Annotated in this window: 14 protein-coding genes; all 14 read left to right on the top strand. The window is 32.1% G+C overall.

The genetic code is table 11. From position 1 onward, the window contains the following. Positions 1–207 precede the first annotated feature (207 nt). The 14 genes from ACXX80_RS08440 to ACXX80_RS08505 all read left to right on the top strand — a co-directional run bounded on the left by ACXX80_RS08440 (position 208) and on the right by ACXX80_RS08505 (position 14,090). Positions 208–843 (top strand): hypothetical protein, encoded by a 636-nt coding sequence (locus tag ACXX80_RS08440; protein WP_458552797.1) that lies wholly within the window; start codon positions 208–210, stop codon positions 841–843. Positions 844–851: 8 nt separating this feature from the next. Further along, on the top strand, positions 852–1,871 hold the full coding sequence (locus tag ACXX80_RS08445) for a glycosyltransferase (RefSeq protein WP_458552798.1): 1,020 nt from the start codon (positions 852–854) through the stop codon (positions 1,869–1,871). After that, complete coding sequence (locus ACXX80_RS08450; RefSeq protein WP_458552799.1) at positions 1,868–2,464, top strand: DapH/DapD/GlmU-related protein; 597 nt, start codon at positions 1,868–1,870, stop codon at positions 2,462–2,464. The genes ACXX80_RS08445 and ACXX80_RS08450 overlap by 4 nt, the downstream gene beginning before the upstream one ends. A 7-nt stretch (positions 2,465–2,471) precedes the next feature. Next, entirely contained in the window at positions 2,472–3,605 is a 1,134-nt protein-coding gene (locus ACXX80_RS08455; protein WP_458552800.1) for an NAD-dependent epimerase/dehydratase family protein, read from the top strand. Between the two features lies 1 nt (position 3,606). After that, positions 3,607–4,626 carry a WaaS/CpsH family glycosyltransferase gene (locus tag ACXX80_RS08460; RefSeq protein ID WP_458552801.1) on the top strand — a complete coding sequence of 340 codons (1,020 nt, stop codon included), beginning with the start codon at positions 3,607–3,609 and terminating at the stop codon, positions 4,624–4,626. Between the two features lie 7 nt (positions 4,627–4,633). Beyond that, positions 4,634–5,542, top strand: a complete 909-nt coding sequence (locus ACXX80_RS08465; protein ID WP_458552802.1) for an NAD-dependent epimerase/dehydratase family protein — start codon at positions 4,634–4,636, stop codon at positions 5,540–5,542. 104 nt (positions 5,543–5,646) lie between these two features. Further along, entirely contained in the window at positions 5,647–6,198 is a 552-nt protein-coding gene (rfbC, locus tag ACXX80_RS08470; RefSeq protein WP_458552803.1) for a dTDP-4-dehydrorhamnose 3,5-epimerase, read from the top strand. Further along, a complete protein-coding gene (gene rfbD, locus ACXX80_RS08475) occupies positions 6,191–7,051 on the top strand; it encodes a dTDP-4-dehydrorhamnose reductase (RefSeq protein ID WP_458552804.1) in 861 nt (286 codons plus the stop codon). Before rfbC ends, rfbD begins: the two co-directional genes overlap by 8 nt. Position 7,052: 1 nt before the next feature. Continuing rightward, positions 7,053–8,099, top strand: coding sequence for a dTDP-glucose 4,6-dehydratase (gene rfbB / locus ACXX80_RS08480; protein ID WP_458552805.1), 1,047 nt, complete (start codon positions 7,053–7,055; stop codon positions 8,097–8,099). A gap of 110 nt (positions 8,100–8,209) precedes the next feature. Beyond that, positions 8,210–9,079 carry a glucose-1-phosphate thymidylyltransferase RfbA gene (gene rfbA, locus ACXX80_RS08485; RefSeq protein WP_458552806.1) on the top strand — a complete coding sequence of 290 codons (870 nt, stop codon included), beginning with the start codon at positions 8,210–8,212 and terminating at the stop codon, positions 9,077–9,079. Between the two features lie 78 nt (positions 9,080–9,157). Continuing rightward, the gene (locus ACXX80_RS08490; RefSeq protein WP_458552807.1) at positions 9,158–10,111 is read left to right on the top strand and encodes an MraY family glycosyltransferase; all 954 of its coding nucleotides are present in this window, start codon (positions 9,158–9,160) and stop codon (positions 10,109–10,111) included. A 138-nt stretch (positions 10,112–10,249) separates the two neighbouring features. After that, positions 10,250–10,741 (top strand): sugar transferase, encoded by a 492-nt coding sequence (locus tag ACXX80_RS08495; RefSeq protein ID WP_458552808.1) that lies wholly within the window; start codon positions 10,250–10,252, stop codon positions 10,739–10,741. A gap of 92 nt (positions 10,742–10,833) precedes the next feature. After that, positions 10,834–11,973, top strand: a complete 1,140-nt coding sequence (locus ACXX80_RS08500; RefSeq protein ID WP_458552809.1) for a DegT/DnrJ/EryC1/StrS family aminotransferase — start codon at positions 10,834–10,836, stop codon at positions 11,971–11,973. A gap of 149 nt (positions 11,974–12,122) precedes the next feature. Beyond that, entirely contained in the window at positions 12,123–14,090 is a 1,968-nt protein-coding gene (locus ACXX80_RS08505) for a polysaccharide biosynthesis protein (RefSeq protein ID WP_458552810.1), read from the top strand. Positions 14,091–14,124: the final 34 nt, after the last annotated feature.

The raw sequence follows: 14,124 nt of genomic DNA on the forward strand, positions 1-14,124 counted from the left end.
CCTACTTTTCATGTAATATTAGGAACGTTTAATATTTTTTTTTCCATATTAATGTTTAATTTTTATTTGACAAGTAAAAACAGAAAAAAACTGATCCTGTTTATTTTAACCTTAATTCCTTATATTTTGGTTATGAACCGTGGTGCTTTTATGATTGTTTTTTCTGCAATGATTTTTTTATATCTAATGAAGTTAAAGTCAATTACGGTGAAAACAATTTTTATGCCTTTTGCAGTTTTAGGAATTGTATTATATTTATTTGGTGTAGTAGGCAATATCAGACAAGAGCAAACTAAAGATGATAAGGAATATCTATTGCGAGTAGCTGGTGCTACAGATAATTTTATAAAAAGTGGTGTTCCGAATGAGTTTTATTGGAGTTATATTTATCTCATTTCTCCAATGGGAAACCTTCAGAATTTGGTTCTTGAAAAAGAAGATACATTTGATATAAATAATGTAGGATTATTTGCAACTACTCAATTGTTTCCAGATTTTATAAGCAAAAGATTAGTGTCTCTATTTGGCTATGAAGAGATCGTTGCAAGAAATGATTATGCAAATTACTATGTGACTCCATTACTGAATGCACCAACATTTTATTATGTTTCCTATTTTTTAATAGGTTCAGCTGGTTTAATAATAATGTATGTAGTGCTAATGTTCAGTGCATTAATTTATCCTTATTTAGTAAAAAAAAACAGCAAATATTATTTAACTTCAATTGCCTCACTAAACGCAATAATTCTTCTGAGTACTTTTAATAATATGTGGTATGCAACTGGAACAATTTTGTTATGGCCTATTATTTTTAGTGTAATTGATAGAGTCAAAATTAGATAAAATTTAATATGAGTAAAGATCGAATTCAAATTAGTATTATTGTTCCTTTTTATGATGTGGAGTCATATTTCCGTCAGTTTCTTGATAGTTTATTACCAATAGGAAATAATTGTGAAGTATTATTAGTAGATGATGGATCAAAAGATTTTTCCATTAATATTGCAACTGAATTTTCTGATAGATTTAATAATGTGGAAATATTAAGAAAAACAAATGGAGGATTAAGTTCAGCTAGGAATTATGGATTGCAATTTGCAAAAGGAGATTATGTGATTTTCTTTGATAGCGATGATTACATAGAAAACAAAACATTAATAACTAAAATGGCAGAAACTGCAAATAGTAATGACTCTGACATTGTTGTAGCTCCTTATTATGAGTTCTTAAATCTCGATAAAAAGAAATTTAGATTTGATAAAGTTAATTTTGATGGAGACTTGCTTACTTTAGATGAAAGAATGAATAAGTTATTTAAAAATGATATATCCTTTGCTGTCTGGAACAAAATGTATAAGCTTGATTTTTTAAAAAATAATAATCTGCAATTTAAAGAAGGTGTATGGTTTGAAGATTTAGATTTTATCTTCAAAGCATTTTTTTATGCAAATAAAATTTCAAAAGTTGAAAATGTTTTAATGGGTTATAGACAGCGTGATGGATCTATCATGAGGACTATATCTCCAAAGGTTTTAGATAAGATTTACGTTTTAGATGAGTTGTATCTTTTTCTAGAAAAAAATAATAAATTGAGTATTTTTTACGAAAAGTTTAAAATACTTTACCTTAGAATGGTTTTTTCCGTTATCTATAGTGTTGTCATCAATCGAGGAGATAAATTAGTCAAGCGAGAAATTTTGAATAAAGTTTTTGAATTCCCTTTTTTTAATAAAATCATTAAAGAGAATTTAATTTTTACAAGTTTTCTTTCCAAAGCAGAAAAATTTCTATTTTATTTTATTAAGTATAAAATTATCAATAGAAGAAATGTAGTTTTTATGGTTTATTTTAATCGATTTAGGAAATTTTGAAAAAATATAGTTTACTTGGAATGTTGAAGATGGCACTCTTTATAATGAGGACTAAGTTTGTATTTAAAAAAGCAAGACTAATAAGGTTTCCAATAGATATTAGAGGAAAGCGTTTTATAGAGATTTCAAGAGGATTCACCACAGGCTATGGGTGTCGTTTAGAAGCATACCCAGTAAATGATAATAAGGTTTTATTCATTGGTGAAAATTTTCAGATGAATGATTACGTGCATATCACAGCTATGGAAAGTGTAAAAATAGGTGATAATGTGCTTTTTGCTAGTAAAATATATATATCAGACTGTTCTCATGGAAGTTACTCAGGTAATCAATTTGATAGTCATCCAGATTCAATACCTAAGGACAGGGCAATGTATTCTAAGCCTGTACTGATAGAAGATAATGTTTGGCTTGGTGAATTTGTTTCGGTTCTTCCTGGTGTTAAAATAGGGAAAGGTACAATCGTTGGTGCTAATTCCGTTGTTTCAAAAAGTTTGCCGGCTTATGTTATTGCAGTAGGTATTCCTGCAAAACCGATTAAAAAATTTAATTTTCAAACCCAAAAATGGGAAAAAATACAAGAATTAAAATAAAAAATAAATGAAAAACGTATTAATTACTGGAGGAGCTGGATTTATAGGGTCAAATCTTGCATTAAAATTAATTGCAAAAGGGTATAAAGTAACAGTTTTGGATAACTTATCGCCACAAATTCATGGTGAAAATCCAAAACAAAGTTCGCCTTTGTTTATAAGTATCAAAGATAGTGTTAAGTTTATCGCAGGGACGGTCACTTCCAAAGAAGATTGGATCAAAGCCCTAGAGGGACAAGATACAATTGTGCATTATGCGGCTGAAACAGGAACTGGGCAGTCTATGTATGAAATACAAAAATATGTAGATGTTAATGTCAATGGTACAGCAATTATGCTGGATTTATTAGCTAATACACCACATCAAGTAAAAAAAGTGGTAATTGCATCCTCACGATCGATATATGGGGAAGGAAAATATATCAATGAAAGAGGCGAAAGTGTTTACCCACAACACCGTACATCAGAGTATATGGATGGTGGTGATTTTGAGGTTAAATTTTCGGGTTCTGAAATTTTAAAATTAGTGGGGACGGACGAGGAATCTAAAATTCATCCATCATCAGTATATGGTATCACTAAGCAAAATCAGGAACAAATGATTATGACTGTTTGTCCTACATTAGGAATTGCACCAGTTGCTTTTAGATACCAAAATGTTTATGGACCAGGACAATCACTAAAAAATCCTTATACTGGTATCTTATCTATTTTTTCTACACAAATTAAAAATGGGAATGGCATTAATATCTTTGAAGATGGAAAAGAAACACGTGATTTTGTGTATATAGACGATGTTGTAGATGCAACAATTTTAGGAATTGAAAAGGAAGAAGCAAATAATGAAGTTTTTAATGTAGGTACAGGTGTTGCTACTGATGTAATAAGCGTTGCAACTAATCTAATAAAAAACTATGGAGTTGATGTTCCAGTAGCAGTTAGTGGGAATTACCGTTTAGGAGATATCCGTCATAATTATGCCGATTTGACTAAAATAAATTCTAAATTAGGTTTTACACCTAAATATTCATTTGAAGATGGATTAAAAGAATTTACAAATTGGGTAAATACTCAAGAGGTCGAGAAAGATAATTATCAAAAATCGATTGACGAAATGAAAGCAAAAGGACTTTATAAATAATATGAAAGTATTAGAAAACAAGAATGTTTTTATGCTTTCAGTTAGCTTTTTTAATTACGAAAATTTAATTAAAGAAGAAATGGTTGCTATGGGAGCAGAAGTTGATTTGTATGATGAAAGGCCATCCAACTCGTTTTACAGTAAAGCTATTATAAGACTGAAGCGTAGTTTTTACCAAGTAAATATTGATAAACACTATAAAAACATAATTGAAAAGATAAAAAGTAAAAGGTACGACTTCTTCTTACAGATTAAAGGAGAGGTAGTTCCTGCTTTTTTTCTTGAATTTTTAAGAAAAGAAAATCCAAAAATCGTGTTTATTTATTATACGTATGATTCTTTCAAGAATAACCCGAATGGGCTGAGTATTTTATCTTATTTTGATAGGAAATTTACTTTTGATAGAGAAGATGCTATAAAATATAATTTAAGTTTTAGACCCTTATTTTATGCTTCGGAATATACAACTGTCAATCAACAAGAAGGTAATACCTATAAATACGATTTATCATTTATAGGTACAGCACATTCAGATCGATATAGTATTTCGCAAAAACTTAATGATTGGTGTAAAAAATATAACTTAAAAATGTTTAATTTTTATTTTTCTCCAAGCGAAACCTTGTTTAAGTTTAAAAAGCTAACGGATAAAAATTTTAAAAACTTTGACGAACAAAAAATTTCTTTCAAGAGTTTAAGTCATAAACAAATTGTAGAAATTTATAAAGATTCAAAAGCTATTTTAGATATAAATCACCCAGGTCAAAATGGTTTAACCATGCGCACATTTGAAACACTTGGTGCAGGAAGAAAACTTGTAACTACTAATGCAGATATTAAGTCATACCCATTTTACAATGAAAATAATATCTATATAATTGATAGACAAAACCCAGAATTAGTCAAGCAATTTTTTGAAAAAGAGTTTGAAGAAATTGAAAACACAGTTTATTTTTCAATGTCTTTGAAAGGTTGGATAAAGGAGTTGTTTGAAATTGAATCAAATATTTGGAAAAAATAGCATATTGATGAATATATTAGTAACGGGTTCCAATGGCTTTTTAGGAAAAACTATTGTTGAAATTTTAAAAAAAGAACATAAAATAACCACTTTAGCAAGAAGTTCCGGAGATTATCAATTGTCTTTAGACAAGCAAGTTCCGAATTTTGAGGAGAAATTCAATTTAATAATACACTCTGCAGGCAAAGCTCACAGTATTCCGAAAACAGAAATTGAAAAAAAACAATTTTATCAGGTTAATGTAATTGGGACTCAAAATTTACTTAAAGGTTTAGAGAAATCAACTCTTCCTCAACAATTTGTTTTTATTAGTTCTGTAGCTGTTTATGGCAAAGAAAAAGGAACAAATATTACTGAAGAATCACCTTTGAATGCTAAGGATCCTTACGGCATGAGTAAGATCGAAGCTGAAAAATTTATTTTTGACTGGTGTCAGAAGAACAATGTAATTTGCACTATTTTACGATTACCATTATTAGTGGGACCTAATCCCCCAGGAAATTTAGGAGCAATGGTTAAAGCGATAAATAAAGGATATTATTTTAATATAGGAGGAGGTTTTGCTAAAAAAAGTATGGTTTTGACTGAAGATGTCGCAAAAATTATTCCCTTTGCTTGTCAGTTAGGTGGTGTTTTTAATTTAACAGATGGTAATCATCCAAATTTCAGTGAATTAAGTAATATTTTAGCAATTAATCAGAAAAAAAACAAACCTTTAAACATGCCTTTATTTATGGCGAAAGGGATTGGCTTTATCGGGGATTTAATAGGGGATAAATTCCCAATTAATACTAATAAAGTAAACAAAATAACAGCAGATTTAATATTCGATGATAGTAAAGCAAGGGAGGTTTTGGGATGGGAACCTAAAGAGGTTTTGAAGTTTATTGAAACAAATGAAATTTTGAATTTGTGATTGTATATTTTAGAATGGATTGGATAAGGAGTTTGCATTGTCTCTTTAAAACAGATACCTGATATATAAAATTAAAAAATTTAATATAAAATATTATAAATATTATGAAAGTAGTTACTACTCCGATAGCAGATTTAGTTATTGTAGAGCCTAGAGTTTTTGAAGACTCGCGAGGTTATTTTTTTGAGGCTTACAACCACGCTCAATTTCATGAAAATGAAATAAAATATCAGTTCATTCAAGACAATCAGTCCTTCTCTACAAGAGGAGTGATTCGAGGATTGCATTTGCAAATCAATCCTTTCGCACAGGCCAAATTAGTACGGGTGCTGCAAGGTGAAATCCTTGATGTAGCGGTAGACTTACGAAAAAATTCACCTACTTATGGGCAGCATTTCAGTGTGGTTTTGAGTGCCGAAAATAAAAAACAGTTGATGGTGCCCCATGGCTTTGCTCATGGTTTTTCGGTTTTGAGTGAAACTGCCTCAGTGATGTATAAAGTAGATCAACTTTATCATAAAGAAAGTGAGAGAGGAATTCGTTATGATGACCCGACTCTTGCCATAGATTGGCAATTAGATTCTAAGGAAGTTATTGTTTCAGAAAAGGATCTGATTTTGCCTAGTTTTAATGAAATAGATTGGAGTTTTGAATAATAAGGAAAAAATTTTAGTTACGGGATCTAAAGGACAATTGGGTTCTGAATTAGCTGTATTGTCAAAAAAGTATACTCAGTTTGAATGGGTTTTTACTGATAGAGAAGAACTGGATCTGTGTAATTTAGTAGCTTTAGAAACTAGATTAGCCACTATAAGGCCTAGATTTATTATCAATTGTGCTGCACATACTGCCGTAGACAGGGCAGAGTCTGAGCTAGAATTGTCAGATGTTTTAAACCATCAAGCCGTTGCAGTGTTTGCAAAATGGAGTTACATCAATGACTGTAAATTGATTCATGTTTCTACGGATTATGTTTTTGATGGTACTGCAGCTACTGCATTGACTGAAACGGCTCCGACGAATCCTATTAATGTTTATGGTATGACTAAATTGGCAGGAGAAAAGGCTTGTTTGCAAGAAAATCCAAATTCAATTATAATCAGGACTTCTTGGGTATATTCCAGTTTTGGAAATAATTTTGTAAAAACGATGTCCCGATTAATGCACGAAAGAGACAGCTTAAATGTTGTAAATGATCAGATAGGAAGCCCAACTTATGCCGCTGATTTGGCTCAGGCTATCATGACAATATTGATAAATGCTCATTGGCAGGCAGGTATTTATAATTTTTCTAATGAGGGAGAAATCAGTTGGTATGAATTTGCATTAGCAATTAAAGAATTAGGAAATTTTGATTGTGAAGTTAGTGGAATCCCCTCTTCTAATTATCCTACACCAGCAAAACGCCCTCAATATTCTTTATTGGATAAAACTAAAATAAAAGATACATTTGGAGTTGTTGTACCGAATTATAAAGATAGTTTGGAAAAATGTTTAAAAATCATATAAAATGAAAAAAATAGTAATCACCGGTGGTGCAGGTTTTATAGGGTCTCACGTAGTACGACTTTTCGTTAATAAATATCCTCAATATCAAATTTTTAATTTGGATGCCCTTACCTATGCTGGAAATCTTGAAAATATTGTTGATATAGAAGCAGCCCCTAATTATACTTTCATAAAAGGAGATATCGTTGATGCTACATTTATAGATCAACTATTTGCCGAGCATCAGTTTGATGGGGTTTTGCATTTAGCTGCTGAATCACATGTGGATCGCTCCATAACTGATCCGTTATCTTTTGTGAAAACAAATGTGATAGGAACAATGAATCTATTGAATGCCGCCAAAACAATATGGAACGGCAATTATGAAGGAAAGCGTTTTTATCACATAAGCACTGATGAGGTTTATGGAAGTTTGGGTGCCGAAGGATTGTTTACTGAAACAACGGCCTACGATCCTAACTCTCCTTACTCTGCTTCAAAAGCGAGTTCGGATCATTTTGTTCGAGCGTATGGAGAAACATATGGTTTGCCTTATGTATTGACTAATTGTTCCAATAATTATGGGCCTTTTCATTTTCCTGAAAAACTGATTCCATTGTTTATTAATAATATCATTCAAAACAAACCGTTACCTGTTTATGGTGATGGGAAATACACCCGCGACTGGCTTTTTGTTGAAGATCATGCGGTAGCCATTGATTTAGTTTTTCATGAAGGCAAAAATCACGATACTTATAATATTGGTGGCTTTAATGAATGGCAAAATATTGATTTGGTTAAATTGCTTTGCAAAATAATGGATGATAAGTTAGGAAGAGCTGCAGGGGCCTCTGAACAGCTGATTTCCTATGTAAAAGACCGTCCAGGACATGATTTGCGCTATGCCATTGACGCCGGTAAGATAAATAGAGAGTTGGGATGGAAGCCATCGGTTACGTTTGAGCAAGGACTGGAACGAACCGTAAATTGGTATCTGGAAAATCAAACCTGGTTAAATAATATTACTTCCGGGGAGTATGCAACCTATTACGAAAAACAATATAATTAGTCAAAAGTCAAAAACAATATAAAATCGCCATTAAAATTTTTTGCGTAAGCAAACACCAATAAATAAAAAGCGATTCCATAAATGACCAATAATAAATAAATTTAAAATTTATGAAAGGAATTATATTAGCCGGAGGCTCTGGAACTCGGTTGCATCCGTTAACGCTTGCTATGAGCAAACAAATGATGCCTGTATATGATAAGCCGATGATTTATTATCCGTTGTCTACTTTGATGATGGCTGGAATTAATGAAATATTAATTATTTCTACGCCTCATGATTTGCCTCATTTTAAAAAATTATTAGGTGATGGAGCATCAATAGGCTGTCAATTCAGTTATGCGGAACAGGCTATTCCGAATGGTTTGGCGCAAGCTTTTGTTATTGGAGAAGAATTCATAGGAAAAGATAGTGTCGCATTGGTTTTAGGTGATAATATTTTCTTTGGGGCTAATATGCATGAATTATTGCAATCTAACACTAATCCTGAAGGCGGAGTTGTTTTCGCGTATCATGTTTCTGATCCGGAGCGTTACGGTGTAGTTGAGTTTGATTCTAATTTTAAAGCACTTTCGATAGAAGAAAAACCTTTGGAACCCAAATCAAATTATGCAGTACCCGGTTTGTATTTTTATGATAATTCAGTAGTTGAAATTGCTAAAAACATCATGCCAAGTGCTCGTGGAGAATATGAAATCACTGACGTAAACAAAGTATATCTCGAAAAAGGAGCGTTGAAAGTAGGCATTCTAAGCAGAGGTACTGCTTGGTTGGACACAGGAACTTTTAACAGCTTAATGCAAGCGGGACAATTTGTTCAGGTTATTGAAGAGCGTCAAGGATTGAAAGTAGGGTGTATCGAAGAAATTGCTTGGAGACAAGGATTCATTAGTGAACAACAATTGAAAGATCTTGCCGAGCCTTTGAAAAAATCAGGGTACGGGGAGTATCTTTTGGGATTGCTGAAGCATACTTTATAGTGTGTTGTCAGTGACAAGGGATTAGTTCTTATTTATCATTATTATCATTCGTTTAACAGCATAGACATAGTTTATAACATGACATATATTGCATTAATTATTGTATTAATTGGTATTGAACTTATTTATTTTAAAATAGCGGATACTTACAATATCATTGATAAACCCAATAGTAGATCATCCCATACTTCTATTACATTAAGAGGTGGTGGTATTATTTTTCCAATAGCTATAAGCATTGCTTTTTTACTGGGTTATGTTTCTTGGGCTGTTACGCTTGCTGTAATATTAGTGGCTGTAGTTAGTTTTATTGATGATATCAAACCACTGTCTCAATTGCCTCGTTTTATTTCACACTTCATAGCTGTTGGTTTGGTTTTTTATGAGTTGAATTTGTTTTATGAACCTTTGTGGTTGCTTCCTATTGTGTTTGTACTCCTTATAGGTTGGGTGAATGCTTTTAATTTTATGGATGGTATCAATGGGATAACCGTGTTGTACGCTTTAACAGCTATCGCTTCTTTTTCTTTTTTACCAATCAACGAAGCCAGTTTACCCTTGCTGATTACTATGGGATTGTCCTGTTTGGCTTTTGGGATATTTAATGTTCGAAAAAAAGCAAAAAGCTTTGCAGGTGATGTTGGTAGTATTAGTATGGCACTCTTTTTGGGCTATTTGATGATAAAGACCATTATTGACTCAGGCCAATTGGGGTACATTCTTTTCTTTTCGGTTTATGGAATTGATGCCATCATTACTATCATTAGCAGATTACTTAGAAAAGAAAATATATTTCAGCCACACCGATCTCACTTGTATCAATATCTAGCCAATGAAATGGGCTATTCCCATATTTTAGTCGCTTTTATTTATGCAGGATTTCAATTGGGTATAAATGCATTGGTTATTTATCTTGATTCCAATGGGTATTTAACACTACTTTTTATGGGCGGATTTTTACTGCTACTGACCTTGATTTATTTACTTGTTCGAAATTTTGTTACTCGTAAAATGGTTCTCGGGAATTCTTAATCTGTTTTTTTGATTGTATTTTTATCTCGAATTAAATACTTCGAAAGGTATGGCAAAACGTCTTTTTGATATTGTTTTCTCCTTCTTCACACTTCTACTATTTTTTGGGTTCTATTAATTTCATGGCTGCTTGCTGCTATGGGTACGCATACCAATGGTATCTTTCTCCAAGAAAGCATTGGTCAATTTGGTGTTTCATTTAAAATATATAAACTGCGTACAATTCGGACTGAATCTCACACAGGTGAAAAGTATATTTCGAGAATAGGCCAGTTCTTGCGACGCTTTAAATTGGATGAAATGCCGCAGTTTTTTAGTGTTCTTAAAGGAGAAATGAGTATTGTGGGGGCAAGACCCGATGTGCCGGGTTATTATAATTTGTTAACAGGTGAAAATCGTACAATACTAGAATTAAAGCCAGGATTAACTAATTTAGCTTCCATAAAATATAATAAAGAGGAATTCATGTTGCAGAAGCACGAACTACCTTTAGTTTATAATGATAGTGTTATTTTTCCGGATAAAGTACGAATAAATCTAGCGTATTACTACAATCGAAGTTTTAGTAGGGATATGCTACTTATTTTGAAGACTGTTTGGTTTACTTTTTTTAAAAAATATAATAGCTAATACTAAATAGAATATAGTTTTGCAATCAGAATAATGGCGGTGTTTTTTATTACTTTAGCAGAATAAACCCCCATGGATTTTATTTCTAGAAGATGGAAAAAAACAAAATTTGGCTTTCACCTCCTCACATGGGAGGCAATGAACAGAAATACATCCAAGAAGCATTTGATTCGAATTGGATTGCTCCTGTTGGGTCAAACATAGATTATTTTGAACAAAATTTAGAAACCTATTTAGGTTCAAATCATGTTGCAGTTTTAAATTCAGGAACTGCTGCGATTCATTTGGGATTAATACTTTTAGGAGTTCAGGCGGGTGATGTTGTAATTTGTCAAAGTATGACTTTTTCAGCATCTGCTAATCCTATTTTATATCAAGGTGCAACTCCTGTTTTTATTGATAGTGAGCTTGAAACTTGGAATTTATGTCCCATTGCTCTTGAAGAAGCCATTGTAGACAGTATTTCTAAAGACATTACTCCAAAAGTAATTATTGCTGTACAATTATACGGCACTCCGTATCAAATAGAAGTCATAAGAGCAGTCGCTGATAAATACGGTATTCCCATTCTTGAAGATAGTGCTGAAGCCTTGGGAAGCCGTTATAAGGGGCAAAAGTGTGGTACTTTTGGCGATATAGCCGTTTTATCTTTTAATGGAAGTAAAATTATAACTACCTCCACAGGTGGAGCTATTATAACTACTTCTGAGGCATTAAAAAACAGAGCTATTTTTTTGGCGACACAAGCTAAAGATGATGCACCACATTATCAGCACAGTGAAATAGGATATAATTATAGAATGAGCAATATATGTGCAGGTATCGGTCGCGGGCAAATGGAAGTGTTGGACCATCATATCGGTTTAAAAAGAGCGATACATGATTTTTATGTAGCATTATTTAGGGATATAAAAGGAGTAACCGTTTTTGAAGTGCCTAATAGCAATTATGAAGCTAATTATTGGTTAAATACTATACTAATAGATCCAATAGAAACGAATGGAATCACTAGGGAGTCTTTACGATTAGCGCTGAGAGAGGAAAATATTGAATCCCGACCTTTATGGAAACCGATGCATTTACAAACTGTTTTTTGTAACTACCCCTTTTATGGAAGCGGTATTGCGTCAACACTTTTCGATAATGGACTTTGTTTGCCATCAGGTTGTAATCTGACTGAAGCGGATTGTGAGAGGATAAAAAGTGTTGTTTTAAAATTATTTGTAAAATAGAAAGTAACTAGTTTGGAAATAGACTATTACTTTGTAGTTTATTTTTTTTATTAATCAATTTTAAAATTGAATTGATTGTTTGCTTTTTTCAATTTATTAATCGTTATTTTTGCTTTAATAAAAGCAGGAAAGTTAAAAATATATCTATTTTGAATACTACTAAAAACACGGGTTCGTCATCAGTAAACCCAAATTTTTTTTCAAGAGAAAACTTGAAGTTCAGCATTCATAATTTGCGCTATCTTCCCAGATGGATCATTGTTATGATGGATTTTTCGGTTTTGGTACTGTCGTTCTTTTTTACCATTCTTATTTTTAAAGGAACGGGTTTGAATTATATTATTACGCCAGATAGCTTTGCATTTATAGTTGCTTTATTTAGTGTAAATATTTTCTTTTTCTGGTTGTTTAGGACCTATTCTGGTATTATCAGGCACTCTTCTTATATTGATGCCGTAAAGCTTTTGTTTTCGCAAATGGCAGTTTTAGTCCTGTTTCTTTTTTTTAACTTTGCATACGAGTTGTTGTATGGAGAGAAAGCATTTTTAAATACCGCTTTTTTCATAAACATAGTACTTTCCTTTTGTGGATTATTTTTATACAGGGTAATAATAAAACAAACTTTTGAGATCTATTTTTCAGAACAAGGGACGAATAAATTAATCAGAACCATAATTTATGGTACAGATGCCAATGCTATATCGGTAGCTAATGCTTTAAAATTTGAAACACCCTCCCGATTTAAAATTGTTGGGTTTGTTGATAAAAATAATCAAAATGCAACAAAACGTATGCTGGATTTGCCAATTTTGATTAAAAAGAAAAAATTGCCGCCATTAATGCGTTCCGTAAACGCTCAAGCTGTTATCATTGCTGATAAAAGTTTGTCAAAAGAGGAGCAATTAATCATCGTAGATCAGTGTTTGGAATTTAATTATAATGTGTTTACTGTACCATTAATTTCCGATTGGGAGAACCAAAAAGAGATTAGCCAAAAAGTAAAAAATATTCAAATTGAAGATTTACTGGAAAGAAAACCTATCGTATTAGATAACAAATCGATTTCTAAACAATTAAAAGATAAAACCGTTTTAATTACTGGTGCTGCAGGATCCATAGGTAGTGAAATTGTACGGCAGGTATTAGGTTTTAGTCCTAAGGTTGTTATTATTTTAGATCAGGCAGAAACGCCACTGCATCACATGTGTCTTGAAATGAGTGGTTTAGATTCTAGTTCTAAAATGCATGCCGTAATCGCTGACGTAAGAAATAAAGAAGCTATGAATAGCGTTTTTAAAAAATATGAGCCTCAAGTAGTTTTTCACGCAGCAGCTTATAAGCATGTCCCTTTGATGGAAGAAAATCCTTCTCAAGCTATTCTTACCAATATAGAGGGTACTAAAAATATTGCCGATTTGTCGTGCCTTTACAAAGTCAAAAAATTTGTAATGGTATCTACTGACAAAGCAGTAAATCCTAGTAATGTCATGGGAGCCAGCAAAAGAATTGCTGAAAAGTATGTACAATCCTTACAATTGAAAAATAAGAATAACGGTGAAAAGAATGCTACTAAATTTATTACTACTCGTTTTGGAAATGTTTTAGGATCTAACGGATCTGTTGTTCCTTTGTTTACTAAGCAAATTGCAAATGGTGGACCTATTACGATTACACATCCAGATATTATAAGGTATTTTATGACGATACCTGAGGCTTGTCAGTTAGTTTTAGAGGCCGGTGCCATGGGTAATGGTGGAGAGATTTATATTTTTGATATGGGTAAACCAGTTAAAATTATTGATTTGGCTAGGAAGATGATTAAGTTAGCCGGTTTTATTCCCGACAAGGATATCAAAATACAAATTGTAGGATTGAGACCAGGAGAGAAATTATATGAAGAATTATTGAATGATACCTCAAAAACACTTCCAACGTATCATGAAAAAATTATGATTTCTGAAGAAATTTTAGACGAGTTTGTGATTTTAAACACACATATTGACGAGCTTATAAGTATTGCAAATCATTTTGATAACGACCAAATTGTACTAAAAATGAAACAAATTGTACCTGAGTTTAAAAGTATGAATTCGACTTTTGAATTGTTGGATAAGTAACAAAGACATTTAATAGATTAAAAAAGGGCCCAAA

This window comes from Flavobacterium sp. GNP002 (genome assembly GCF_054343795.1).

Bases quoted from the DNA above. Each gene is read 5' to 3' on its own strand.
- ACXX80_RS08445 (WP_458552798.1), top strand. From the start codon at position 852: ATGAGTAAAGATCGAATTCAAATTAGTATTATTGTTCCTTTTTATGAT.
- ACXX80_RS08455 (WP_458552800.1), top strand. From the start codon at position 2,472: ATGAAAAACGTATTAATTACTGGAGGAGCTGGATTTATAGGGTCAAAT.
- ACXX80_RS08460 (WP_458552801.1), top strand. From the start codon at position 3,607: ATGAAAGTATTAGAAAACAAGAATGTTTTTATGCTTTCAGTTAGCTTT.
- ACXX80_RS08465 (WP_458552802.1), top strand. From the start codon at position 4,634: ATGAATATATTAGTAACGGGTTCCAATGGCTTTTTAGGAAAAACTATT.
- rfbC (WP_458552803.1), top strand. From the start codon at position 5,647: ATGAAAGTAGTTACTACTCCGATAGCAGATTTAGTTATTGTAGAGCCT.
- rfbB (WP_458552805.1), top strand. From the start codon at position 7,053: ATGAAAAAAATAGTAATCACCGGTGGTGCAGGTTTTATAGGGTCTCAC.
- rfbA (WP_458552806.1), top strand. From the start codon at position 8,210: ATGAAAGGAATTATATTAGCCGGAGGCTCTGGAACTCGGTTGCATCCG.
- ACXX80_RS08490 (WP_458552807.1), top strand. From the start codon at position 9,158: ATGACATATATTGCATTAATTATTGTATTAATTGGTATTGAACTTATT.
- ACXX80_RS08495 (WP_458552808.1), top strand. From the start codon at position 10,250: ATGGGTACGCATACCAATGGTATCTTTCTCCAAGAAAGCATTGGTCAA.
- ACXX80_RS08500 (WP_458552809.1), top strand. From the start codon at position 10,834: ATGGAAAAAAACAAAATTTGGCTTTCACCTCCTCACATGGGAGGCAAT.